Consider the following 23360-nt stretch of genomic DNA (forward strand, 5'->3'; position numbering starts at 1 on the left):
TACATAAATGTTGAATGAGATTTTGCTCACAGGTGCGAAGTTAATTATCACCATGAGAAAGAGACTCTCGGGCTGGCATTTCACTGCACAAAGCCCAAGTTATTTTAAGTCGTGCGGGGAGTCAGCAAAGATTTAAAATAATTAAACCCCCATATTCATTACGTCTTGATAAGCCGCAACCAGCTTATTACGTACCTGAATACCGAGCTGTAAAGAGACCGATGACTTCTGCATGTCCACCATCACATCATTCAGACCGACACCGGGGACGCCCAACTCAAAATTTTGTGCTTGGGTGCGAGCATGTTGCTGATTTTCACTGATTTTGCCAATTGCCGCTTTTAATTCACTGGCAAAACCGGCTTCTGCGGGCAATGTTTTCACCGAGTTAGATGCTTGCAATGCAGTGACCTGCAACTGCTGTAAAACCCCTTCGATACCTTGGACAGACATACTCACCCCAGAACATTCAGTTGTTCGAATAACATCATGACAAGTGAAGCGGCCAACACAGTTATTCACCGCCAGACCCGTATCACTTTTTTCAGGATGACACCCTAACACATCATTTTTGCGCTAAAGCGGCTAATTAGACACAAAAATACCGGCTAATTGAGCCATCAAACCACTCACTTACAGCAAATAATGGCGTGCCCACAAAAGGGGATATCAGTTATTGATGCTTTCACTTGGGAGTCTGTTTTGTTTCGACACACTAGTTACACAAAGAATACTCACTCAAACGTTGATCAGCTTGGCCAAGGACGTGTATGAATGCCTCGATAACCGGCGGTGAAAATCGTGAAAATACCTTTGCGACGACACTGGCACGCCTACGCGCGAATCCAAAAATCCCACTGCTGATTGCAGCGGCAGCCGCTATCGCTATTATTGTCGCGCTGATGTTATGGGCTAAAAGCCCAGATTATCGCGTTCTTTATAGCAACCTGAGTGATCGTGACGGTGGCGATATCGTCACACAACTGACACAACTGAATATTCCTTACCGCTTCGCTGATAATGGCGGGGCGTTGTTGATCCCGGCGGATAAAGTACATGAAACCCGCCTGCGTTTGGCACAGCAAGGTTTACCTAAAGGTGGTGCAGTCGGTTTCGAGCTGCTGGACCAGGAAAAATTTGGCATTAGCCAATTCAGTGAGCAAGTTAACTACCAGCGGGCGCTGGAAGGTGAACTCGCCCGGACTATCGGCACTCTGGGGCCAGTACTGAATGTACGAGTCCATTTGGCGATGCCAAAACCCTCACTGTTTGTCCGCGAACAAAAATCACCGACTGCCTCGGTAACACTCGCCTTGCAACCTGGCCGTGCACTTGATGACGGTCAGATTAACGCTATCGTGTATATGGTATCCAGCAGTGTGGCTGGCTTACCACCGGCTAACGTCACCGTGGTCGATCAGACCGGTCGTTTGCTGACGCAATCTGACAGCGCCGGTCGCGACTTAAATGCGGCACAACTCAAATTTACCAATGAAGTTGAAAACCGCTTCCAGCGCCGCATTGAAACCATTCTGGCCCCTATGGTCGGCAGCGGTAATGTGCATGCTCAGGTGACTGCCCAGGTTGATTTCGCCAGCCGCGAACAGACTGACGAAGAGTACAAACCGAATCAGGCAGCCAACCAAGGCGCGGTACGTTCTCAGCAAGTCAGCTCCAGTGAACAACTGGGCGGCACCAATGTTGGTGGCGTGCCGGGGGCATTGTCCAACCAACCTTCAGCCACGCCGGTCGCTCCGATTGAAGTGCCTCAGCCGGCTGCGGCACCCAGTGCTGCGGGTGCAGCCGCGAATAATGCCAATGCGGCGAATCGCCCTGCCACAACCCGGCCGACAGCGACATCCAGTAATAGTCGCCATGACCAAACCACTAACTTCGAAGTTGACCGCACTATCCGCCACACCCAGCAGCAAGCGGGCATGGTACAGCGCCTCTCCGTCGCCGTGGTGGTTAATTACGGCAGTGATAAAGCGGGCAAACCCATTGCCTTGACTAAAGATCAATTGGCGCAGGTGGAATCTCTGACCCGCGAGGCGATGGGCTTCTCCACTAATCGTGGCGACACCTTAAATGTGGTGAACACGCCATTTAATGCTACCGATGATGCCTCCGGCAATACCCTACCATTCTGGCAACAACCGTCCTTCTTTGATCAGTTGCTGAATGCGGGTCGTTATCTGCTGATCTTGCTGGTGGCGTGGATCTTATGGCGCAAACTGGTTCGTCCATTAATTGCCAAGAAACAAATTGCTGATAAAGCAGCAGCCTCGGTCAATAACATTGTTCAGACCGCGCAAGCCACTGAAACGGCGAAACAGAGTAAAGAAGAGCTGGCCTTACGTAAGAAAAATCAGCAGCGGGTAAGTGCTGAAGTTCAGGCCCAGCGTATACGCGAACTTGCGGATAAAGACCCACGTGTTGTCGCGCTGGTTATCCGTCAATGGATGAGTAATGACCAATGAGCCTGACCGGAACTGAAAAAAGCGCCATCATGCTGATGACTCTGGGTGAAGACCATGCCGCCGAGGTGTTTAAGCACCTCTCCTCGCGCGAAGTGCAACAGCTCAGTACCACTATGGCGAGTATGCGTCAGGTCTCTCATCAGCAGTTGGTTGATGTCTTGGCTGAGTTTGAAGACGATGCCGAGCAATATGCGGCTCTGAGTGTCAATGCCAGCGATTATCTGCGCACCGTGCTGATAAAAGCCTTGGGGGAAGAGCGTGCGTCCAGCTTGTTGGAAGATATTCTGGAATCACGCGAAACCACCAGTGGTATGGAAACACTCAACTTTATGGAACCGCAGATGGCGGCCGACCTGATCCGCGATGAACATCCGCAGATCATTGCCACCATTTTGGTTCACCTCAAACGCGCTCAGGCCGCCGACATTCTGGCCCTGTTCGACGAGCGCCTGCGCAACGATGTCATGTTGCGTATCGCCACCTTTGGCGGTGTTCAACCCGCGGCGTTGGCTGAATTAACTGAAGTGCTGAACAACCTGCTCGATGGCCAGAATCTCAAACGCAGCAAAATGGGCGGTATCCGCACCGCAGCCGAGATTATCAACCTGATGAAAACACAGCAGGAAGAGACGGTTATGGAAGCGGTACGCGAATATGACGGCGAGCTGGCACAGAAAATTATCGACGAAATGTTCCTGTTCGAGAACTTGGTCAGTGTCGACGACCGCAGCATTCAGCGTTTGCTACAAGAGATCGACAACGAGTCGCTGTTGATTGCATTGAAAGGTGCGGATCAAGCACTGCGCGAGCGCTTCCTCAGCAATATGTCACTGCGCGCAGCAGAAATCTTGCGCGACGACTTGGCAACCCGCGGACCGGTGCGTATGTCACTGGTGGAAAACGAACAGAAAGCTATCTTGCTCATCGTCCGTCGTTTGGCGGAAAGCGGCGAGATAGTCATCGGTGGCGGCGAGGATATCTATGTCTGATCGGATTAATACCCTGCCCTGGCAGCCCTGGTCACTTAACGATTTTGCCAGCCAGCCCGAGCCTATCGCTGCATCCACGGCGCCAGATATCAGCATGCTGTTTACTGATGAGCCGGGTACCGAGACTGAGCCCACTGCCGTTGATGAGCAACAAACACTGATAAACCTGCAACTCGAAGCTGAGAAGCAAGGCCGGCAACAAGGTTTTGCCAAAGGGCTGCAAGAAGGTCTGGATAAAGGTTATCAAACCGGTCTTGAAGAGGGTCATCAGCAAGCTTTGGCTGATGCCGAGAAACAACTGGCCCCGATAACTGCCCACTGGCAACTGCTGGTTAACGACTTCCAAAGCACTCTGGATGCACTGGATAGCGTCATTGCTTCGCGGCTTATGCAGATGGCGCTGGCGGCAGCCAAACAGATTTTGGGTCAACCCGCAATTTGTGATGGCACCGCCTTGCTCGCCCAAATCCAGCAGATGATTCAGCAAGAACCGATGTTTGCCGGTAAGCCGCAATTACGAGTGAATCCGAATGACTTAGCCGTGGTTGAACAGCGTTTAGGAACCACCCTGAGTCTGCATGGCTGGCGTTTATTGGGTGATAGTCAAATTCATCCGGGCGGCTGCAAGGTCAGTGCCGAAGAAGGCGACTTGGATGCCAGTCTGGCGACTCGCTGGCATGAACTGTGTCGGCTGGCAGCACCGGGAGAATTATGATGACCGCCCGTCTTGGTCGCTGGCTCACCTCTTTGGATAAATTCGAAGAGCGTATCAGCCAATCAACCACCATCCGCCGTTATGGGCGATTGACGCGAGCGACGGGTCTGGTGCTGGAAGCCACCGGCCTACAGTTGCCATTGGGTGCAACTTGTCTGATTGAACGCCACGATAACGGCGAAGTTCAGGAAGTTGAAAGTGAAGTGGTCGGCTTTAATGGCCAGCGTCTGTTCCTGATGCCACTGGAAGAAGTGGAAGGCATTGTGCCCGGCGCTCGTGTCTATGCGCGAGTCACAACCGGTGGTGCCTCGGCCAGCAAGCAACTGCCTCTTGGCCCAGAATTACTGGGACGAGTGCTGGACGGCAGTGCCAAACCGCTTGATGGTTTACCGGCACCTGAAACCGGCTATCGCGCCCCCCTGATTACCCCGCCCATCAACCCATTGCAGCGCACCGCAATTGAGCAGGTCTTGGATGTTGGCGTGCGCACCATTAATGCCCTGCTGACGGTAGGTCGCGGCCAGCGTATGGGGCTGTTTGCTGGTTCTGGGGTTGGTAAAAGTGTGCTTCTGGGGATGATGGCCCGCTACACCCAGGCTGATGTGATTGTCGTTGGGCTAATCGGTGAACGTGGGCGCGAAGTAAAAGACTTTATCGAGAATATTCTCGGCGCTGAAGGTCGTGCCCGTTCGGTGGTGATAGCGGCCCCAGCCGATGTTTCGCCGCTACTGCGCATGCAGGGCGCGGCTTATGCCACCCGCATTGCAGAAGATTTTCGCGATCGCGGCCAGCACGTCTTGCTGATTATGGACTCCCTCACTCGCTATGCTATGGCACAACGTGAAATCGCGCTGGCTATTGGTGAACCTCCGGCAACCAAGGGTTATCCACCGTCCGTATTTGCCAAATTACCGGCTCTGGTTGAACGGGCCGGTAACGGGGTATCCGGTGGCGGCTCCATTACCGCATTTTATACCGTATTAACCGAAGGCGATGACCAGCAAGACCCTATCGCCGACTCGGCGCGCGCCATTCTTGACGGCCACGTGGTGTTATCACGCCGGCTAGCTGAATCCGGCCACTACCCGGCTATCGATATTGAAGCCTCAATCAGTCGCGCCATGACCTCGCTGATTGATGAGAACCATTACAGTAAAGTTCGCCAATTCAAGCAGTTACTGGCTAGCTTCCAGCGTAACCGCGATTTGGTCAGTGTGGGTGCCTATGCCGCAGGTAGCGACCCTTTATTGGATAAGGCTATAGCCCTGTATCCACAAATGGAAATTTTCTTACAGCAAGGCATGTTCGAGCGTAGCAGCTATGAAGATGCCTGCCAGCACTTGAAGAGTCTGTTCCCTGGCTAATCGCCAGCCGATGACGTCCCTGCTATCCCACCTGATGCTCAACGACATTAGAGTAAGGGTGTAAATGAGGAATACGATGAAAAATCAGTCACCTCTCGTTACCCTGTGCGAACTGGCCCAAAAGGCCGTTGAACAGGCAACTACTCAGCTGGGGCAAGCTCGTCTGTCCTATCAAAATGCTGAGCAGCAACTCACCATGTTGCTGTCTTATCAGGATGAATATCGGGTGCGGTTGAATGACACCCTGAGTAACGGGATGGCCTCCTCCAGCTGGCAAAATTATCAACAATTTATTCAAACATTGGAGCAAGCCATTGATCAACATAGAAATCAGTTGGCTCAATGGAATGTCAAAGTTGAACAGGCAGTTAAACACTGGCAAGAGAAACAGCAGCGGCTAAACGCATTTGAGACATTGCAAGAGCGCGCCGACACCACCGCACGCCTGCAAGAAAACCGTTTGGATCAAAAATTGATGGATGAGTTCGCCCAGCGAGCCTCACAAAGGAGTCTAAATTCATGAATCTGTCTTTATTGCCTACTGCTGCGGCCTCAACAACTGCAACTGCCGGTGAAGCCGAGGGCGCGGCATCCTCATCCTCCATTGCTGCTCTGTTTACCGATGCGGGGCTGCCGGCTGATTTTGCCAAATTATTGGGTGACCAACTGGGTAAAGAGCTTACTGCCATTGATGCTTCGACACTGAAATCCTCTCTGGCCGCCACGACCGATATCACCGCCGATGTTGACGGTGGCAAATCAATCACGGGTAACAGCAAACTGAATCAGTTGTTGGCTGCATTAGGCGACATCAGTGCCACACTGCCCGCAGGTCTGACTCATGCAGGGCAAACCGGGGATGCCGCAGGTATCAAAAAAACCACGGCAAATGATGACAGCGCGTTGGATAAAACCAGCGATAAAGTCGATCTTGCTGCATTGCAAACCTTGTTGGCCATGTTGCCCCATCAGGTTGCCAACACTCTGGGAACTGCCAGTTCTGGGCAAAAAACCAATGCCAATGGCCTAACCGATAGCAAGACCAGTACCAAGCAAGATATCGCCGCGCTGACTAACCTAACCTCGCAAGATAAAGGTTTAGCTGCATTGATTGGCGGCACGCTGGGCAATGTGAAGAGTGATAAATCCACCAACGGTGATGTACTGCCCGCGACAACCGCCAAATCTAAAACAGCAGCAGCGCAAGATAAACTGGGCCCGTTGAGTGCGAAAGATACTGACCACAACGCCAAAGTGGCGCCATTAGCCGCGCAAGTAGAAACCGCCGTCACCTCAGCAGCAGTAGACAAAACCTTAGCCAGCGCAAGTACCGTCACGCCGTCTCTGCCGCCAGTTTCTAGCCCGGTGTTATCAACCACCGCCAGCACCCTGGTCAGCCCCCCGGCTAGCGGCCATTTAAGCGCACAATTGGGCAGCCAGGAATGGCAGCAATCACTTGGGCAACAAGTGATTATGTTCAGTCGTAATGGGCAGCAAAATGCTGAGTTACGCTTAAATCCGCAAGAGTTAGGTGCGCTCCAGATCAGCCTTAAAATAGAAGATAACCAGGCTCAATTGCATTTTGCTTCAGCGCATAGCCAAGTTCGGGCCGCTATCGAAGCGGCGATGCCCAGTTTGCGCAGTGCATTAGCTGAAAATGGTATCCAACTAGGCCAAAGCAGTGTCGGCAGCGAAGGTCAATGGCAGCAAGCACAACAACAGAGCCAGCAAAATCAACAAGGTTTTGCATCTCGTGGTCAACCGGGCTATGGCGAAATTGCCTCAGGCGAGACCGTAACCAGCACCCCACTGACCACCCCAGCCGCATTGCAGGCACTGGCGAATGGCAAGGGTGGCGTTGATATTTTCGCCTAAAATTGCTGTTAGTTTCAGCAAAAGGTGACAAACGAGTAAGTTAGGCCGTTTTTCGCCACCTATTCTGCCCATTGGGATTAAGGATGCGCGGGATAATCATCAGTAATAATTCGGATAACCTGGGGTGACCTGCCCCAGATTATTATCGTGGTTCACCGGTTTGATACCGAAACAGGAACTTGTCTTCTCCATGTCTGAAAATACCTTCCCGGCCAAGCGTAAGAGTTCGATCTGGGTGATCCTGCTGGTGCTGATTGCGGTAGCAGCAACTGCGGGTGGCGGTTATAGCTGGTGGCTGCTCAATAAGAGTAAACCTACCACGGCAAAAGCTGCCCCGGTTTCCCCGGTGTTCATGCCACTGGAGACCTTCACGGTCAATCTGATCACGCCAGATAACAATCTGGATCGTGTGCTTTATATCGGGCTGACCTTAAGGCTACCTGACGATACCACTCGTGCAAAACTCAATGACTATCTGCCGGAAGTGCGCAGCCGCTTGCTGTTGCTGCTCTCCCGTCAGTCCGCCGATAGCCTGTCTAATGAAGAAGGCAAACAGCGTTTAGTCGGTGAAATTAAAAACGTTCTTAGCCCGCCAATGGTTAAAGGCCAACCTAATCAGGTAGTCAGCGATGTGCTGTTTACCGCATTTATATTGCGATAATCATTATGGGCGATAGCATTCTTTCACAAGCAGAGATTGACGCACTGTTAAACGGTGACAGCGGTGGTGAAGAACCTGAAGCTGTAACGGGAAGCGAGACAGACGTTAAACCTTATGATCCAACGACCCAGCGCCGTGTAGTCCGTGAACGGCTACATGCGCTGGAGATCATTAATGAGCGGTTTGCCCGCCAGTTCCGAATGGGGCTGTTTAACCTGTTACGTCGCAGCCCAGACATCACGGTTGGCCCGATTAAAATTCAGCCATATCATGATTTTGCTCGAAATCTGCCAGTTCCGACTAACCTCAACTTGATCCATCTGAAGCCATTACGCGGCACTGCGCTGTTCGTTTTCGCACCGAGTTTGGTGTTTATTGCTGTAGATAACTTGTTTGGTGGCGATGGCCGTTTCCCGACTAAAGTAGAAGGTCGTGAGTTTACCCACACCGAACAACGCGTGATCAACCGGATGCTGCGGCTGGCGCTGGATGCTTACCGCGACGCCTGGGCACCTATCTATAAAATAGATGTGGAATATGTTCGTTCCGAAATACAGGTGAAATTTACCAATATCACCACCTCCCCTAACGATATCGTGGTCACCACACCTTTCCATGTGGAAATCGGTGCGTTGAGTGGTGAGTTTAACATCTGTATTCCGTTCGCCATGATCGAGCCATTGCGTGAGCTGCTGACCAACCCGCCACTGGAGAACTCCCGTCAGGAAGATAGCCATTGGCGTGAAACACTGGTCAAGCAAGTTCAGCATTCCGAGCTGGAGCTGGTCGCAAACTTTGTAGATATCCCGCTAAGACTGTCGCAGATACTCAAGCTGCAACCCGGGGATGTGCTGCCGATTGATAAACCGGATCGACTGATTGGTCATGTCGACGGCGTACCGGTACTGACCAGTCAGTACGGGACATTAAACGGGCAATATGCCCTACGTGTTGAACATTTGATTAACCCTATTTTGAATGCTCTGAATGAGGAACAGCCCAATGAGTGACCCTAAGCTTCCGTCTGACGATGGAAAGGAATCCGTGGACGACCTGTGGGCTGATGCGTTTAATGAGCAGCAAGCAGCGGATAAGCCAGCGGCCACCACCGAAGGCGTATTTAAATCACTGGAAGCGCCAGATGGACTGGGTAACCTACAGGATATCGATTTAATTCTGGATATCCCGGTGAAGCTGACTGTTGAGTTAGGTCGCACCAAAATGACGATCAAAGAGTTGCTGCGCTTGTCCCAAGGCTCGGTGGTTTCCCTTGATGGTCTGGCGGGCGAGCCACTGGATATTCTGATTAACGGTTATCTGATTGCTCAGGGTGAAGTGGTGGTGGTGGCAGATAAATACGGCGTACGTATCACCGACATCATTACCCCGTCAGAACGTATGCGTCGTCTGAGTCGCTAATGACCGCAGCACAGACCGTGACAGCAACGGATTCGACCACTGCATCTGATGTGCCGGTGGCCGTTAATACACCGGCAGTTAATCAGCCGGTTGTTAACTCATCGATTGTTAACCCAGCAGTTGTTAACCCAGCAGTTGTCAGTCCATTAACTACAGCGCAGACACCGGTTACCGGATTTGCTGCCAGTCATCCGGGCGTCGCTTCGCAGCAAACTGCACCAGCAATGCCCGCTGGCACGGTATTAACACAAGTCGGCAGCGTATTAGGTGGCATTCTCCTGCTGATTTTGTGCGGCGCGTGGTTGGTTCGTCGCTTAGGTTTTGCACCGCAGGCGCGCAACAATAAGTTATTGAATGTCCGGGCTAGCTGTCAGGTCGGTCAACGCGAACGGGTCGTGATTGTGGAAGTCGACAATACCTGGTTGGTATTAGGCGTTACCGCGCAAAATGTCACCCAACTTCATACTCTGCCCCGCCCACCCGTTGATGAAGCAAGTCCCGAGTCATCGCCAAATAGTGCGAAACCGGCTGATTTTCGCCAACTACTGAACAAGCTACTGAAACATCCGGAAAAATCGGCATGATGTCTCTGCGTCCGCTAATGAATAAAGCTCCCCTGTTGCTACTCACCCTGCTCTGCTCCCCGGCAGCATTGGCCCAATTGCCTGGCATTATCAGCCAACCCTTGGCCAATGGTGGGCAAAGTTGGTCGCTACCGGTACAGACATTAGTCTTTATTACCACCCTGAGTTTTCTGCCCGCCGCCTTACTGATGATGACCAGTTTTACGCGCATCATTATTGTGTTGGGTTTGCTGCGTAACGCACTGGGTACCCCCTCAGCACCACCGAATCAGGTCATGCTGGGTTTAGCGCTATTTTTGACCTTCTTTATTATGTCGCCGGTATTCGACAAAGTTTATCAAGATGCTTATCTGCCCTTTAGTCAGGACAAGATAAGTATGGAAGTGGCGATGGATAAAGGCTCGCAGCCGCTGCGTGAATTTATGCTGCGTCAAACCCGTGAATCAGACCTGGCACTCTATGCCCGCTTAGCCAATATACCGGCACTGGAAGGGCCAGAAGTGGTCCCGATGCGGATCCTGCTGCCCGCCTATGTCACCAGTGAGCTGAAAACAGCTTTCCAAATCGGTTTTACCGTTTTTATTCCTTTTTTGATTATCGATCTGGTGGTGGCCAGCGTACTGATGGCCCTGGGGATGATGATGGTTCCGCCGGCCAGTATCTCGCTCCCCTTCAAGTTGATGCTGTTTGTTTTAGTTGATGGTTGGCAACTGTTGCTGGGTTCACTGGCGCAAAGTTTCTATAGCTGATGCTATTTAGCTGAAAACACTGTTATTTGTAATCACGGTTAGGCAAGAGGTAGATACGTCATGACACCTGAATCGGTAATGGCACTCGGCGTCGAGGCAATGAAAATCGCCCTTGCACTGGCCGCTCCACTGCTATTAGCTGCCCTGATAAGCGGCTTAATTGTCAGCTTGTTGCAGGCCGCCACGCAGATTAACGAAATGACCTTGTCATTTATCCCGAAAATTTTGGCGGTTTTCGCGACCATGGTTATTGCTGGCCCATGGATGCTGAGCTTGATTCTTGATTACATGCGTAATTTGTTTACCAGCCTGCCAACGTTGATTGGCTAATATGCTTTCTCTCGATACCACCCAACTCAGCATCTGGGTCAGCCAATATTTCTGGCCGTTAGTCCGGGTATTGGCCCTGATCACTACCGCCCCCGTATTAAGCGAGAAGCAGATAAACCGCAAAGTCAAAGTCGGTTTAGCGGTGTTAATTACTTTTCTGATTGCTCCCTCGCTACCGCCGGTCAATATTCCATTGGTCTCTGCCGGTGCGGTGTGGGTAGCAGCCCAACAGGTATTGATTGGCGTCGCCATCGGTTTAACCATGCAGTTTGCCTTTGCCGCTGTCCGGCTGGCCGGTGAGGTGATTGGGTTACAAATGGGGCTCTCTTTTGCCACCTTCTTTGACCCCTCCGGCGGGCCGAATATGCCGGTGCTCGCCCGTTTGCTAAACTTGCTGGCGATGCTGTTATTCCTCGCGTTCGACGGCCATCTGTGGCTAATTTCACTGCTGGCCGACAGTTTCCATACCTTACCTATTCAGTTCGAACCACTGAATGGCAATGGATTCCTGGCATTAACACAGGCCGGTTCCTTGATCTTTATGAATGGACTGATGCTGGCATTGCCCCTCATTACCCTACTGCTCACTCTCAACATGGCGCTGGGCATGCTCAACCGCATGACACCGCAACTTTCTGTGTTTGTTATCGGTTTCCCGCTGACCTTGACGGTCGGCATTATTTCTCTTGGTTTAATTATGCCGCTACTGGCACCCTTTTCAGAGCATCTGTTTAGTGAGTTTTTTGACCGTTTGGCAGGTGTATTGAGTGGACTGGCAAGTTAGGAGAGAGACTGTGGGGCGAACCCCACAGGCAGAAGACGGTTTATTTATTCAGTTGGAACAGAGACATGCCCTGCATATTGGTGAATGTGGTGTAGGAAGCCTGTAATGCGGCTTGCTGCATGACATATGAGGAGATAGCTGACGTCCAATCCACATCAACTAAATCACTTAATCGCTGCTTATTGCTCAATGTACGGTCACTACCCAGGCTATCAAGGTTATCTAGCTCTTGCAGTTGCGTGCCCACTTCAGCTTGAACAGAAAGTATATTATTCAATGAGTTAGCCATACCACGAATACCTTTATCCATATCCGCTGTCGCCTGATCCTTAACCGCATCCGTCGCCCCACTCAATGGCGTCTTCAACGATTTTAAAACAGTATCGATGGTATTAAAGACATTGGCTTCAGCGGCAACTGGAACACCATTGACATCATCAGGCTCTGGTTTTGCATTACTGGTCAGCGCCATAAACACACTGGAACCGGTATGCCCTACTGTCATCGAGCGGCTAGCATCTACTTTTTGCTCAATCGCGACATCACCACCTTGATAAGTGACTTCACCCGTCGCACTCATCACAAAGGGTGGTTTGTCACTTTTAAAAGCGGCAAAAGCGTAGCGACCATTGCCATTGGTGGAGTTAGCCTGGTTGAGTAACTGATCTTTTAAACCCTGTAACTGAGTCGCATAGGAGGCGCGATCATCGTCACTCAAAATGTCACTTTTGGCACTGATGATAATGCTCTGGATTGACTGAATGGTGCTGGTAACTTGCTCTAGCGTTTTAGTCTCCTGCGACAACTCGTTGCGGGCAAAGCTACGCGCTAATGCATATTGATTATTTTCTGATTGAGCTTGCGACACCATCACAGCTTGGGATGCCGCCATCGGATCATCCGACGGGTTAACCACGCGCTTACCGGTAGAGAGTTGTTGACCCGACTGCATCCAAAGGGATTGGGCATTGGTGACGCCCTGCATAGTTTGCTGATAAATCATGCTGGTACTTAAGCGCACAATGTCAGTTCCTTTTAGCAACAGTTAAGTCAGCAATAGACTGACTTAACTCGAAATAAGATAAGTGGCGGCGCATCATTCTGCCGCCGCCAAAAAATTTAGCCACGAATACTCAGCAGCGCATCAAACAGGGTTGATGCGGTTTGCATAACTTGCGCATTGGCTAAGTAATATTGTTGGAAGCGCTGTAAATCGCCATACTCTTCATCCAGGTTCACCCCGGAAATAGACTGCTGTTCGGCCGTCAACTGAGTCACAATATTGGCTTGCGCGGTACTGTTGGTTTTCGCGGTATTGGTCTGGTTACCGACGTTACTGACTAACCCGGCGTAAGCACCAGAAAGTGTTGCTTTACCACCCACCAATTTTTGAGTTTGTAGATCTAATAAAGCTTTAGCATTGACGTTGTCACTCTCACCACCGTCTGCGGTACCGGCAGCCGCAATTTTACTGGAATCTGTAATCGCTACCTGAAAATTGGCGGCCACATTAGACACCGTTTTTACGGTGAATTTATCTCTGGCTTCTGCTCCTGCAGTGCCGTTATCAATAGTGACGGCAACACCATCAAAACTTAAACCGGTGGTTTTGCCACTGGCATCTTTCACCGGATTTGCCGGAACTTTGGTATTATCTGACAAACGCGTCACTTGCCAGTCAGTGCCATCGAACTCAACGCTATAGTCACTGGCTTGGACTTTGGAGGTGTCGGTGTAAGCGACGGTCAGGCTTGCATCCCCCTGATTTCTAGCATTTTTCAGCACAGTAGGATCGGCAAAACTAAAGAAGTCAGTACCGGCATCTCCGTTGGCATCAAACCCGGCTTTATGTTGAGTATTGAAGCTATCCGCCATCACCAGTGCCAATTGACCTAATTGGTTACGGGCGCTATCCAGAGCTTCACTCCGAAATTTCAAGGTACCGCCAAGGCTACCGGTCATCAGACGACTTTCATCCACTTCCAGTGTTGTACCACTACCATATTTGTAGCCAATGGCTAATCGGGTGGCATCAGCGCTAGAAGGTATCGCTTCAACATGATAAGAACTTGGTCCCTGAACCAAAGGCAAACCGTTAGCAAAGGAGACGTTATAAGCATCGCCATCTTGTTGAGTAACAGTCACTCCCACAATCTGATTCAGCTCGGTTACCAGTTGATCACGCTGATCAAGTAGTGCGTTCGGTTCGCTGCCACTGCTGCCGCGTAGACGGGTAATTTGGTCATTTAACTTGGCGATTTGATCGGCATAGTTATTAATCTTAGTAACACTTTCAGTAATCTTTTGGTTGACACCATTATCCATGTCACGCAGGTACTTATCCGCATTCTGGAACTGATTAACCAAGCCTTCCGCCTTACCCAGCACGGTTTTTCGCGCCGCATCGTCACCTGCATTACTGACTAAGTTTTGCAAATTGCTGAAGAAGTCTTGCATTGTGACCGAGAGATTATTGGAAGAGTTAGACAGCAAATTATCAATTTGTGAAACTTGCTGATAATAGGTGGTTAACCCACTGCTCTGGGTCTGAGCTGAACGCAATTGGTTGGTAATAAAGGAGTTATATTCGCGATTCACACCCGTCACTGTGACACCATTACCAACAAATCCTGCCGGACTTAGTGTACCGCCGCTTTGAGCAAAAATAGTGTTCTGGCGGTTATAGCCCGCGACTTGGTAATTGCTGATGTTATTACTGACGGTGCTCAGGGCATATTGTGCTGCGCTCAGACCACTCATCGCAGTATTCATTAAACTATTGGACATGAAGAAATCCTTTTACAGCAGGCGATAACACGCGCGAACCTGCGTTTATTAATATTGGGATACTGCCTGAGGAAACCGAAGCCCCCGCACAGCCTATTAAGGTTATCGACCAGACTTTTGATAACTTGAGTAAAAATGTGGGTCCAAACTCGGCTTTAATTACAATCAAAATATCTATTTATCAAAATAACTGGCTTAAGTCGCTACTATAAGCTTTCACCGCCTGCTCCCCCGCATTCTTCATTTGCTGAATAACACTGACCAATTTTTGCGCATATTGTGGGTCGGTGGCGTAACCAGCTTGTTGCAGGGCATGTGCGCCTTGTTCAGGGCTTTGTGCTGCAGCAACATTGGCATAGCGCGGGTTTTGGGTCAGTAATTTGACATAATCACTGATAGCTTCGACGTAAGAGCCGTAAACCCGGAAGCGGGCTTTGGTTTTCTTCGCTACCCCTTGCTCGTATTCGGTGGTGGTTATCTCACTGACCGGGCCATCCCAGTTACTGCCTGCTTTGATACCAAACACGTTATAGCTGGTCTTGCCATCCGCCGTTGGAATTTCACGCTGGCCCCAACCTGACTCCAGTGCGGCCTGCGCCACAATGAGCTGATGAGGAATACCACTTTGCTGACTGGCAATCTGCGCGGGGATAGACATGCGCGCGACGAAACTACCCGTGCCTTGTGGCAGTGATGCTGAGCTGTTGGTCGGCGGCGTCGGCATAGCCCGACGCACCATTTGCTCCAAGGCTTGCGCGGGCAGAGTTTGCAGGACTTCATTGTCCAGCATCATAGGTACCGTGCCCGCGTTTTCACTTGGTGAGGTAGTGCCAGAAAGCTGCTCCACCATCATATCCGCCAGCCCCAACCCTTTGACCGACATTTGCTGAGCGATTTGCTGGTCATACATAGAAGTATAAAGCCGGGTTTGATCACTGTTCATGACGCCATCTTGCGGCAAGGCAGAGCGCATGCTTTTGAGCATCATCTGCACAAACATCCCCTCGACCTGCTGGGCCACCTGTTTTAGGTTCCCCTGCGGATCTCTGACCGCATCACGTTTCAATGTATTCAGTGATTGAGCGTCATAAGCCGCCCCGGACATCGCCATCAAATCACTCATTAGATAATTTCCAATTTAGCCCGTAAGCAGCCAGCACTTTGCATCGCCTGCAAGATAGACATCAAATCGATAGGCGTTGCCCCTAGGGAATTCAAGGCGCGGACCACATTATTCAGATTCGGGCTAGCATTCACTCGCTGCAATACTCCGCCTTGCTGCTGCACGGAAATCTGGGTATTCGGTGTCACCACGGTCTGACCGCCACCAAAAGGGGTATCAGGCTGGCTGACCGTATTTTGCTTGTCGACCACCACGGACAGATTCCCCTGAGCCACCGCGCAAGAGTCCAGCACCACATTGCGGTTCATCACCACCGAGCCGGTACGGGAGTTGATAATCACCTTGGCATCACCGGCATCCACATTGACCGGGATATTTTGAATATCAGCCAAGAAACGGACTTGCGAGCTACTACCGCGCGGCACTAAAACCTGAATGGTACGGGCATCAATGGCGGTCGCAGAACCAAAGCCACGTTGACGGTTAATGGCATCACTGACCTGCTGTGCCATGGTGAAATCTTCGTTATTCAATTGAAGATTAATAACGCCGTCAGTACCAAAGGTGGTCGGCAATTCACGTTCAATGGTCGCGCCATTGCTAATGCGCCCACCGGTCAATTGGTTGACCTGCACACTGCTACCACCAGAGGAAGCCCCGGCACCGCCGACTAATACGTTACCCTGCGCCAGCGCATAAACCTGATTATCGACCCCTTTTAGCGGAGTCATCAGCAAGGTGCCGCCACGGATACTTTTGGCGTTCCCCATCGAGGAAACCACGACATCAATGGTTTGCCCGGCACGGGAAAATGCTGGCAACTTAGCCGTGACCATCACCGCAGCCACGTTTTTAAGCTGCATATTGGTGCCCGGCGGTACAGTAATACCCAGCTGCGACAGCATGTTACTCAAGCTCTGTGTGGTAAATGGCGTCTGCATGGTCTGGTCACCCGAGCCATCCAAACCCACCACCAGGCCATAGCCGATCAATGCGTTATCACGCACTCCCTGAACGGTCACTAAATCGCGGATACGCTCAGCCGAAGCCGGTAATGACAGCAGCGAAAATAGCGCCAAAAGCGGTACAACAAATAATGTGATAAGTGACGTTTTACGCATTGATGGGCCTCTTAGTACGGCGAAATATTAAGGAAGAACCGCTGCAACCAGCCCATGGTTTGCGCTTCATTGATATAACCATTACCCACATACTCGATGCGCGCATCGGCAACCTGTGTTGAGGTCACGGTATTGCTGCCGCTGATGGTGCGTGGGTTGACTACCCCAGAGAAGCGAATAAATTCAGTTCCCTGATTGATGGCGATCTGTTTCTCACCCACTACATGCAAGTTGCCGTTAGCCAGCACTTGATTAACAGTAACGGTGATGGTGCCATTAAAGGTGTTATTGGCATTCGCCCCACCCTTGCCACCAAAGGTGTTGTCACCAGAAATATCCATATCAGCCCGCGCGTTACCCAATAATCCTTCTAAATAACGAGGCGCAGTCGCGACACCAAATTTGCTGGAGCCATTTCGGCTGGCATTGGCTGAAGAGCTTTTGCTGGCACTGACATTTTCCTGCAAGGTGATCGTCAGTGTGTCACCGACGTTACGTGGACGCCGGTCTTCGAATAGCGGCTGATAACCATAATTCATCGGCTGGGCAGCCTGGAAAATAGAGCCATTCGGCAGTGGCGCACTGGCGGGGGCTGGCTGGGCAGACGTAGTGCCATCCACCAGTGGTTTATGCGGAATATACGCGCAACCATTGAGCAGTAGCATCGCCATCAATGGCGCACCCACCCATCTCAACTCACCTAATTTTCGCAGCGGCGATGTATCCATTTCTGATTATCGATCCTGTAACCTGTTAGAGGCTGGCAAGGTCAGCCCCGAATACTTATTATTCTGCGGCTATCAGGGGGCGCTATTGCCCCCCGAGAGCGGATTTACAGCTGTGTCAGTTTCTGCAACATCTGATCGGAAGTTGAAACCGCTTTACTGTTGATTTCATAGGCGCGCTGCGTCTGGATCATGTTGACCAACTCTTCCGCCACATTGACGTTAGAAGTTTCCACATACCCCTGATACAACAAGCCCGCGCCGTTTAGACCTGGGGTTGAATCATTAGGTGCGCCGGAGCTGGCAGTTTCCTGATACAGGTTCTCGCCCACACTTTCCAGACCACTGTTATTGATAAAGGTGGTCAGTGTCAGTTGCCCAACTTGTTGGGTGGCGGTTTGCCCTTGCAAAGTGACACTCACTATCCCATCACGCCCTACCGTCATGCTTAAGGCATTGGCTGGAATAGTAATCGCCGGTTGTACCTGAAAACCGCCGGAGGTCACTAACTGACCATTTTGGTCAACCTGAAAAGAACCATCACGGGTATAGGCATTGGTGCCATCAGGCATCTGCACCTGAAAGAACCCTTCACCTTTGATGGCGATATCTTTGCTGTTATCGGTCTTGGATAGGTTGCCCTGACTGTGCAAACGCTCAGTGGCGACCGGGCGCACACCCGTACCAATCTGCAAACCCGATGGCAACGTGGTCTGCTCGGAAGATTGTGCTCCCGGCTGGCGCATCGTTTGATACAACAAATCCTCAAACACCGCCCGCTGGCGTTTAAAGCCATTGGTACTAACGTTCGCCAAGTTGTTGGCGATAACATCCATATTGGTCTGTTGTGCATCCAAGCCGGTTTTGGCAATCCATAGTGATCGGATCATCAGTTTATTCCTCTGCGCCTGCGCGCTTAGCTCATTGCTAACAGCTGATTAGCGCGCTGTTCGTTTTCATCCACACTGTGGATGACTTTCATCTGCATTTCGAAACTGCGGGCATTGGCAATCATGTCGGTCATCGCTTCAACCGCCTTCACGTTACTGCCCTCCAGCACACCCGGCATGATTTTAATCAACGGATCGTTGGCCAACTGAGCACCACGGGCCTGTTGCGCCGCAGGTGTCAAATGGAACAAACCGTCATCGCCATGCATCACTTCACCCGCCGTGGCTCTGACCCGTTTAATTTGGCCGAGCTGGGCGATAGTATTGGGTGAGTCACCGGCATTCAGTGCCGAGATGGTGCCATCAGCTGCGATGGTCACCGCCGCCTGAGGAGGCACTTCGATCGGGCCGTTGTCACCCATTAATGGATAACCCTGCACGGTCATTTGCCCGTTAGCCCCAACCTGAATGTTACCGTTGCGGGTATAGGCCTCAGTGCCATCGGGCAGTTGCACCGCCAGATAACCATCTTGCTGCAAAGCAACATCCAACGGACGACCACTGTAATTCATCGTCCCCTGGCTGATATCTACTCCCGGGGTCGATGCCGTGACCAAGGTGCGCGTGGCCATACTCGGCCCGTCGATAGGTACGGCGCGCATGGCCGCCAACTGCGCACGAAAACCCGGCGTAGAGGCGTTAGCCAAGTTATTCGCGGTCACCGCTTGCAGCTCTAATGACTGCCGCGCGGCGCCCATCGCGGTATATATTGCGTGATCCATGAGCTTATCCCGTCAGTTCGATTAACGCAGGTTAACCAGAGTTTGTAAGATCTGATCCTGAGTTTTGATGGTCTGGGCGTTGGACTGATAGTTACGCTGCGCCACGATCATGTTCACCAGTTCTTTACTCAAATCCACGTTAGAAGATTCCAATGCGCCACTGGTCAAAGTACCGAAACCACCACCACCCGCAGTACCGAGAATGGGATTACCGGAAGATTTGGTTTCCTTCCAGACGTTATCGCCCTCTGGAGATAAACCTTCAGGGTTGGAGAAGTTAACCAGCACGATTTGACCGAGCAGTTGGGTCTGTTGGTTCGAATAAGTACCTACCACAGAACCGTCGTTATTGATCTGGAAACCAGTGAACTCACCCGCAGCGTAACCGGTCTGATTCTGGGTCACGATACCGTCAGTCCCGGTATTCTGCTGTTTGCTGCCACCCACATTCAGTGCGAAAGTTTGTGCTGGAGCACCGTTAACCACGCCCATCGGGATCGTCATATTGAAGTTAGTCGCGCTGGCTACACCGCCGCCATTCGCTACTGTTTTCAATGCGCCATTGGTATCAAATACCATCGTGCCACGCAGGGATGCCGCCGCTGGGTCAGCCGGGTCAAAGGGTTTGGTTGCGTCAGCCAGAGTGGCGCTGCTGTCTTTGGTGTACACCGCCCAAGTGTTGCCATTGGCGGCATCTTCCGCCGTTTTCACATAGTACACATTGATAACGTGGCGGTTACCCAGACTGTCGTAGGTCGTCATGTTATTAACAAAGCTGTACGTGTCGGGTTTTTCTGGATCAAAAGTGGCGGTAATGACATCGTGAGTTGAGGTCAGGTTAGCGACCATGTTGCCCGACACAGTAGCTTTGGCGGCAATCATATCCTGAGGAATAGACAGAGGAACCGGGTTAGCGCCCTGCTGTATGGTTGGTGGAGTACCTGTTGCCGGATAGCCGGTCAGGCTCAGCCCCTGCATGTTGACGATATTGCGGTTTTCATCAAGTTTAAACTGGCCGTTACGAGCAAAAAATACGCCACCGCTGCTATCTTGCATCCGGAAGAAACCACTCTGGCTGATGGCCAGATCCAGACGACGGTTAGTCGTCGTTGGCGTGCCGTCGTTAAAGTCCTGAGTAATCCCGGCAACTTTAACGCCCATACCGGTTTGAGAACCCGCAAACATATCGGCAAAAGAAACTGAGCCGGCTTTAAAACCTGAGGTCGCCGTGTTGGCGATATTGTTACCGATCACATCCAGATTACTGGATGCTGCGTTCAAACCGCTGACTGCTTGAGAAAAGCCCATTTTCTTCTCCGTTAGATTCGAGGCCCGTTAAAGACCTTGAGCATTGATGACATATCAAATGCCACTTTTAAAAATAAGGGTGAGTCAGTTCGAATCATTGCCTCACCGTAATGTGGGTTTACTGCTGTTTATGTCGATAACCGGCTTACAAAATCTGACGGACTTTATCCATCGTGATGGTTCCTGCCAGACCAAGGTCCAATTTGGAGCCGTCGCTACCGCGGGTCACACCATTGACGATGGCGTAGCTCAACGGAGTAGCAACCAGCGACTCGCCCCCATTGCTGGCGGTAATAGTCACGGTATAAGCACCATCTGGCGCATTGCCGCCAGCGTCCAGTGAGCCATCCCAGGTAAAGGCGTGCACCCCCGCAGACAGGCTGCCTATCTCAATAGTGCGCACGGCCAGACCATTGCTATCACTGATAGTCGCGGTCACTTTGTCTGCTGAACGTTCCAGCTCAACACCAAATGGCGTGGTGGTCACAGTGCCATCTTTACTGCCCGCTAAGATGCTGGTGCCCGGGATCATCACGCCGTGACCAATCAGGCTACTGGCTTGCAAAGATTGGCTGCTGTCGATTTGTCCGGAAATAGAACCCAGAGTGGTATTCAACTTTTCAATGCCGCTCACCGTGTTGATTTGCGCTAACTGCGTAGTCAACTCGTTGTTTTGCATTGGGTTGGTCGGGTCCTGATTTTTTAACTGCGCAACAAGCAAGGTCAGAAAGCTGTTTTGCAGATCCTGACTGGTACTGCCGCTACCGGTGGTAGAGCTGGTACCTGTGGTGCTGGTGATACCGTAATCGCTATCTGTCAGGGAATTGGTAATGGCCATTGATGCAGGCTCCTGTTATTGACCCAATGCTTTATTGACCCAAGGTCAGCGTCTTGAGCATTAGAGATTTAGTCGTATTCAGCACTTCGACGTTGGCTTGATAGCTGCGCGAAGCCGAGATGGTGTTGACCATCTCACCGGTCACATCGACATTCGGCATACGGACATACCCCTTGGCATCCGCCAATGGATTACCCGGTTGAAATACCAAGCGATCTGGAGCCGGATCATCGACTACCTGAGCAACACGCACACCGCCAGTTTCCTGCCCCGGCTGAGCCGCGACCTGAAATACCACTTGCTTAGCACGGTAAGGCTGACCATCTGGGCCAGTAACACTGTCGGCGTTAGCCATGTTGCTGGCGCTGACGTTCATGCGCTGCGACTGAGCTGATAATGCGGAACCGGCAATATCAAAAATATTCAGTAAAGACATACGTCTTATCCTTGTTGTAACACTGACATCATCCCTTTGATCTGACCGCCAAGAACGGTCAAATCGGTCTGATATTTCAGGCTGTTATCGGCAAAATTCGTACGTTCACGGTCCATATCCACTGTATTGCCATCCATCGATGGCTGATCGGGGACGCGGAATAACAGATCAAGATCAGGCGGCTGAACTGTGCTTGCCGGGATATGACGGGCTGACGTTAAACTGAGCGACACCCCTGTACCATTGACACGTCCTTGCTCCATCACTTTTTTCAGTTGGCTGGAGAAATCAATATCACGTGCCTGAAAGCCGGGTGTATCCGCATTTGCAATATTGGACGACAGGATCTCCTGTCGTTGAGCGCGCAAGTTAAGCGCCTCTTGTTGAAAACGCAGAGCACCGTCCAGTTTGTCGAGCATAGTCCCCCCGCAAGGTTAGAATTTGGAGTCGACAGCATAAACGCCGCATAGGGAAGCCTATCGCCAGAATAAGGGCAAAATGCGTCGCTATTTATCCCCTTAACCTTGTTGAGGTACAGGTACACTAGTGGGCGAAAAGAGGTTGTAGGCAATAAAAGAGCAGCCTGGCTTGAGCGGATTGCAGGGGCGAAAAGGAAAATTGATGGCAATAAAAAGAAGTGACGCCATAACATTAACTGTGGGGCTACTGCTGGCGAGTCAGGCATTGGCACATCAAGCGGTGGCGGCAGATTTATCTGCACAGGTAAATCAATTCTTCCGACAACAGTATCCCGACCAAGAGAGTCAGGTGAAAGTTGTCATCAAAACGCCACAGAGCCAATGGCCGCAATGTGAGATGCCCGAAATCACACTGCCAACCAATGCTCGCCCTTGGGGAAATATCAGTCTGTCGGTGCGCTGCGATGGTCAGCGCCGTTTTATTCAGACCCAAGTACAGGTCAGTGGGCACTATGCTGTCGCTGCTCGCCAACTGGCCAGTGGCGCGAAAATTACCCCGCAGGATATTGAGATGAAACAAGGCCGGCTCGATACTCTGCCCCCCGGCGCATTACTGGAACCTCATTTTGCCCAAGGGGCGGTGAGTTTGCGGCAAATCAATGCGGGTCAACCTTTGACTCGGAATATGCTGCGCCGCCTGTGGCTCATAAAAGCCGGGCAAGATGTACAAGTCTTAGCGCAAGGCGAAGGATTTAATGTTAATAGTAATGGCAAGGCCATGAATAACGGCGCTATTCAAGATAATGTTCGGGTGCGCATGGCCTCGGGTCAAATCGTCAGTGGTACCGTGGCGGAAGATGGCACAATTCGCATTATGTTATAGTGATTAAAGTTTTTTTAACCTTTGCCGATAACACTAATATGCAGTTATTTGCGGGGTAAATAGTGACAATCCCGCCATTCTTTTGCTGAAAGATAGCG

Annotated in this window: 26 protein-coding genes; 14 read left to right on the forward strand and 12 right to left on the reverse strand. The window is 51.2% G+C overall.

Annotated elements, in window-relative coordinates:
- Positions 1-141: 141 nt before the first annotated feature.
- Complete coding sequence (fliE, locus tag N0H69_RS16215) at positions 142-453, reverse strand: flagellar hook-basal body complex protein FliE (RefSeq protein WP_050106662.1); 312 nt, start codon at positions 451-453, stop codon at positions 142-144.
- Between the two features lie 317 nt (positions 454-770).
- Here fliE and fliF point away from each other — a divergent pair, with 317 nt between their 5' ends.
- The 13 genes from fliF to fliR all read left to right on the forward strand — a co-directional run bounded on the left by fliF (position 771) and on the right by fliR (position 11950).
- On the forward strand, positions 771-2480 hold the full coding sequence (fliF, locus tag N0H69_RS16220) for a flagellar basal-body MS-ring/collar protein FliF (RefSeq protein WP_050151302.1): 1710 nt from the start codon (positions 771-773) through the stop codon (positions 2478-2480).
- A complete protein-coding gene (gene fliG / locus N0H69_RS16225; RefSeq protein WP_032910786.1) occupies positions 2477-3469 on the forward strand; it encodes a flagellar motor switch protein FliG in 993 nt (330 codons plus the stop codon). Before fliF ends, fliG begins: the two co-directional genes overlap by 4 nt.
- Positions 3462-4184 carry a flagellar assembly protein FliH gene (fliH, locus tag N0H69_RS16230; RefSeq protein WP_050106664.1) on the forward strand — a complete coding sequence of 241 codons (723 nt, stop codon included), beginning with the start codon at positions 3462-3464 and terminating at the stop codon, positions 4182-4184. The genes fliG and fliH overlap by 8 nt, the downstream gene beginning before the upstream one ends.
- A complete protein-coding gene (fliI, locus tag N0H69_RS16235) occupies positions 4184-5548 on the forward strand; it encodes a flagellar protein export ATPase FliI (protein ID WP_050106665.1) in 1365 nt (454 codons plus the stop codon). The genes fliH and fliI overlap by 1 nt, the downstream gene beginning before the upstream one ends.
- Positions 5549-5624: 76 nt before the next feature.
- On the forward strand, positions 5625-6071 hold the full coding sequence (gene fliJ / locus N0H69_RS16240; protein WP_050106666.1) for a flagellar export protein FliJ: 447 nt from the start codon (positions 5625-5627) through the stop codon (positions 6069-6071).
- Positions 6068-7423, forward strand: coding sequence for a flagellar hook-length control protein FliK (locus N0H69_RS16245; protein ID WP_050151303.1), 1356 nt, complete (start codon positions 6068-6070; stop codon positions 7421-7423). The genes fliJ and N0H69_RS16245 overlap by 4 nt, the downstream gene beginning before the upstream one ends.
- A gap of 190 nt (positions 7424-7613) precedes the next feature.
- Positions 7614-8084 carry a flagellar basal body-associated protein FliL gene (fliL, locus tag N0H69_RS16250; protein WP_050106668.1) on the forward strand — a complete coding sequence of 157 codons (471 nt, stop codon included), beginning with the start codon at positions 7614-7616 and terminating at the stop codon, positions 8082-8084.
- 5 nt (positions 8085-8089) lie between these two features.
- The gene (fliM, locus tag N0H69_RS16255) at positions 8090-9094 is read left to right on the forward strand and encodes a flagellar motor switch protein FliM (RefSeq protein ID WP_050106669.1); all 1005 of its coding nucleotides are present in this window, start codon (positions 8090-8092) and stop codon (positions 9092-9094) included.
- A complete protein-coding gene (gene fliN / locus N0H69_RS16260; RefSeq protein ID WP_050106670.1) occupies positions 9087-9503 on the forward strand; it encodes a flagellar motor switch protein FliN in 417 nt (138 codons plus the stop codon). The genes fliM and fliN overlap by 8 nt, the downstream gene beginning before the upstream one ends.
- Positions 9503-10087, forward strand: a complete 585-nt coding sequence (gene fliO, locus N0H69_RS16265) for a flagellar biosynthetic protein FliO (RefSeq protein WP_050151304.1) — start codon at positions 9503-9505, stop codon at positions 10085-10087. Before fliN ends, fliO begins: the two co-directional genes overlap by 1 nt.
- Entirely contained in the window at positions 10084-10836 is a 753-nt protein-coding gene (gene fliP, locus N0H69_RS16270) for a flagellar type III secretion system pore protein FliP (RefSeq protein ID WP_050106672.1), read from the forward strand. The genes fliO and fliP overlap by 4 nt, the downstream gene beginning before the upstream one ends.
- A gap of 60 nt (positions 10837-10896) precedes the next feature.
- Entirely contained in the window at positions 10897-11166 is a 270-nt protein-coding gene (fliQ, locus tag N0H69_RS16275) for a flagellar biosynthesis protein FliQ (RefSeq protein WP_050075376.1), read from the forward strand.
- 1 nt (position 11167) lies between these two features.
- Positions 11168-11950, forward strand: a complete 783-nt coding sequence (gene fliR / locus N0H69_RS16280; RefSeq protein WP_050151305.1) for a flagellar biosynthetic protein FliR — start codon at positions 11168-11170, stop codon at positions 11948-11950.
- Positions 11951-11990: 40 nt separating this feature from the next.
- On the opposite strand, the gene flgL is transcribed toward fliR, so the two are convergent.
- The 11 genes from flgL to flgB form a co-directional block, all read right to left on the reverse strand.
- Positions 11991-12971: a flagellar hook-associated protein FlgL gene (gene flgL, locus N0H69_RS16285; RefSeq protein ID WP_050151306.1), complete on the reverse strand. Its 981-nt coding sequence runs from the start codon at positions 12969-12971 to the stop codon at positions 11991-11993.
- Positions 12972-13069: 98 nt separating this feature from the next.
- The gene (flgK, locus tag N0H69_RS16290; RefSeq protein WP_050151307.1) at positions 13070-14737 is read right to left on the reverse strand and encodes a flagellar hook-associated protein FlgK; all 1668 of its coding nucleotides are present in this window, start codon (positions 14735-14737) and stop codon (positions 13070-13072) included.
- Between the two features lie 181 nt (positions 14738-14918).
- A complete protein-coding gene (gene flgJ / locus N0H69_RS16295) occupies positions 14919-15860 on the reverse strand; it encodes a flagellar assembly peptidoglycan hydrolase FlgJ (protein ID WP_050151308.1) in 942 nt (313 codons plus the stop codon).
- Positions 15860-16981 carry a flagellar basal body P-ring protein FlgI gene (locus N0H69_RS16300; protein ID WP_050151309.1) on the reverse strand — a complete coding sequence of 374 codons (1122 nt, stop codon included), beginning with the start codon at positions 16979-16981 and terminating at the stop codon, positions 15860-15862. The genes flgJ and N0H69_RS16300 overlap by 1 nt, the downstream gene beginning before the upstream one ends.
- A gap of 11 nt (positions 16982-16992) precedes the next feature.
- A complete protein-coding gene (gene flgH, locus N0H69_RS16305; protein WP_050129671.1) occupies positions 16993-17709 on the reverse strand; it encodes a flagellar basal body L-ring protein FlgH in 717 nt (238 codons plus the stop codon).
- A 104-nt stretch (positions 17710-17813) separates the two neighbouring features.
- Positions 17814-18596 (reverse strand): flagellar basal-body rod protein FlgG, encoded by a 783-nt coding sequence (gene flgG, locus N0H69_RS16310; RefSeq protein WP_050106679.1) that lies wholly within the window; start codon positions 18594-18596, stop codon positions 17814-17816.
- 26 nt (positions 18597-18622) lie between these two features.
- Positions 18623-19378, reverse strand: coding sequence for a flagellar basal-body rod protein FlgF (gene flgF / locus N0H69_RS16315; RefSeq protein WP_050106680.1), 756 nt, complete (start codon positions 19376-19378; stop codon positions 18623-18625).
- Positions 19379-19399: 21 nt separating this feature from the next.
- A complete protein-coding gene (flgE, locus tag N0H69_RS16320; RefSeq protein ID WP_050151310.1) occupies positions 19400-20686 on the reverse strand; it encodes a flagellar hook protein FlgE in 1287 nt (428 codons plus the stop codon).
- Positions 20687-20831: 145 nt separating this feature from the next.
- Positions 20832-21524 carry a flagellar hook assembly protein FlgD gene (flgD, locus tag N0H69_RS16325; RefSeq protein WP_050106682.1) on the reverse strand — a complete coding sequence of 231 codons (693 nt, stop codon included), beginning with the start codon at positions 21522-21524 and terminating at the stop codon, positions 20832-20834.
- Positions 21525-21555: 31 nt separating this feature from the next.
- Positions 21556-21960, reverse strand: coding sequence for a flagellar basal body rod protein FlgC (gene flgC / locus N0H69_RS16330; RefSeq protein ID WP_004708157.1), 405 nt, complete (start codon positions 21958-21960; stop codon positions 21556-21558).
- 5 nt (positions 21961-21965) lie between these two features.
- Entirely contained in the window at positions 21966-22379 is a 414-nt protein-coding gene (gene flgB / locus N0H69_RS16335; RefSeq protein WP_004392144.1) for a flagellar basal body rod protein FlgB, read from the reverse strand.
- A 202-nt stretch (positions 22380-22581) separates the two neighbouring features.
- Here flgB and flgA point away from each other — a divergent pair, with 202 nt between their 5' ends.
- On the forward strand, positions 22582-23262 hold the full coding sequence (gene flgA / locus N0H69_RS16340) for a flagellar basal body P-ring formation chaperone FlgA (protein ID WP_050151311.1): 681 nt from the start codon (positions 22582-22584) through the stop codon (positions 23260-23262).
- Positions 23263-23360: the final 98 nt, after the last annotated feature.

This window comes from Yersinia alsatica (assembly GCF_025133195.1).
Lineage (GTDB): Bacteria > Pseudomonadota > Gammaproteobacteria > Enterobacterales > Enterobacteriaceae > Yersinia > Yersinia alsatica.